Source organism: Phenylobacterium sp. (genome assembly GCF_036263695.1).
Classification (GTDB): Bacteria; Pseudomonadota; Alphaproteobacteria; order Caulobacterales; family Caulobacteraceae; genus Phenylobacterium.
Window position 1 is genome coordinate 1 of record NZ_DATAGM010000221.1, and the last position, 1,665, is coordinate 1,665.

At 69.8% G+C, this 1,665-nt stretch carries 3 protein-coding genes; all 3 read right to left on the reverse strand.

Annotated features, from left to right (window positions below):
• Nucleotides 1-239 (reverse strand): 30S ribosomal protein S10 (rpsJ, locus tag VHK87_RS08990; RefSeq protein ID WP_329634562.1); only part of this gene is annotated, 239 nt, incomplete at its 3' end.
• A 290-nt stretch (nucleotides 240-529) separates the two neighbouring features.
• Nucleotides 530-1,363, reverse strand: a complete 834-nt coding sequence (locus tag VHK87_RS08995) for a GIN domain-containing protein (RefSeq protein WP_329634563.1) — start codon at nucleotides 1,361-1,363, stop codon at nucleotides 530-532.
• A gap of 196 nt (nucleotides 1,364-1,559) precedes the next feature.
• Nucleotides 1,560-1,665: hypothetical protein (locus tag VHK87_RS09000; RefSeq protein WP_287155851.1), on the reverse strand; the 106-nt coding region annotated here is incomplete at its 5' end.

Here is a 1,665-nt window from a genome sequence, read left to right on the forward strand (position 1 = left end):
GTGGGGTCGACGATGTCGAGCACGCGCTTGTGCGTGCGGATTTCGAACTGCTCGCGCGACTTCTTGTCGATGTGCGGCGAACGGTTGACGGTGAATTTTTCGATCCGCGTCGGCAGGGGGATCGGCCCCCGGACGGTCGCGCCAGTGCGCTTGGCCGTGTTCACGATCTCGCGGGTGGAATGGTCCAGCACGCGGTGATCGAAGGCCTTGAGCCTGATGCGGATGTTCTGACGATCCATATCGCTCTTTCGTTTCCCTACAGACGGCGGTCCGCCCGCGTGATCTTGACCATTTCAAAGACCGGTCCGAACGCCTTGAGAGCGCCCGGATACGCGAAGTCCGCACAAACGACTTGAGCCCGCGCGAAATGCGAGGGCCCACCCCGAAACGCTAGCTTTGATACTCTAGTCTCAGGTCGTTCTGCGAACCGCGTCTGCGCCGCTCGGCGCACAGCCGGTCCAACAGGAGGCGCGTCATTACCCTCAGAGTCGGGCCCCGTCAAGCGGCGCCCGCAGGGCCCGCGAGAGGCTTACCGCCCCACGATCACGTCCCCCGAGCCCATCACCGTCTTGGCCACCGCGCCGCGCACCGCCCGGGCCCGCACGTCGCCCGAGCCCATGATCTTGGCCGACAGGGTGGCGGCGTCGCCGCCGAAGTCGACGTCGCCGGAGCCGGCGATGCTGACATCCATGGCGCTCGCCTGCCCGCTCAGCACCTTCACGTCGCCGGAGCCGGCGACCTGCACGCTCATCGGGCCGGTGACCCGCTCCACCAGCACGTCGCCGCTGCCGGCCACCTTGACCGCCAGGCGCCCGTCGATGGCCCGGGTGACGATGTCGCCGGCCCCGGCGACCTGCAGGTCCGCCTCCCCGGCCGCCCCGGCCCGGGTGTCGCCCGAGCCCACCTGGCGGACCGACATTCGCCCGGCCACGTTGGCCAGCATCCAGTCGCCGCAGCCGGCGTTGGAGAGGTCCACGCTGGCCGCCCGGCCGACTTCGCCGAACACCGCCCCATCCGCCGCGATCTCCACCTGGCGGGGCGTGCGGACCAGGATCTGGGGCATGTCGGCGTAGGCCACTTCGCCGACCCCGCGCACCTCGACACGGGTGCGCCCTCCCCGGCTCGAGCAGCTGCTGATCCGGCGCGACAGGCCGCCGTCGATCAGCACCCGGTCGCCGACCTGGCGCACCTCCAGCGGCAGCCGCTCGTTGCGGGTCAGCACCTCGACGACCACGTCGGCCCGCGACTCCGGCGAGACCACCACCCGGGCGACCGCGTCACGGATCTCCACAGAAGCGGCCTGGGCCGCGCCGGCGGCGGCGCTGGCCGCCAGGACGGCGAAGCTGAAGATGAGGCGGCGCATGGGCGATCTCCCCTGAATTTCCAGGCGAAGCTACCGGACCCCCGCCCCCGCCACAGCTTAATTCGCGGTCATGACGCGGGAGTCACCTTCGCTCACACACACGCCTTCCTACCTCCCGCCAAGCGGCGGAAGGTGGAAGAGAAAAAGGCCGCCGGATCGCTCCGGCGGCCTTTCAGCTCTCAGCTGACGCTAAGCGCTACTCGATGATCTTGCTCACCACGCCGGCGCCGACCGTGCGGCCGCCTTCGCGGATGGCGAAGCGCAGGCCCTGGTCCATGGCGATCGGGGTGATCAGCTCGACG

Bases quoted from the DNA above. Each gene is read 5' to 3' on its own strand.
- VHK87_RS08995 (WP_329634563.1), bottom strand. From the start codon at position 1,363: ATGCGCCGCCTCATCTTCAGCTTCGCCGTCCTGGCGGCCAGCGCCGCC.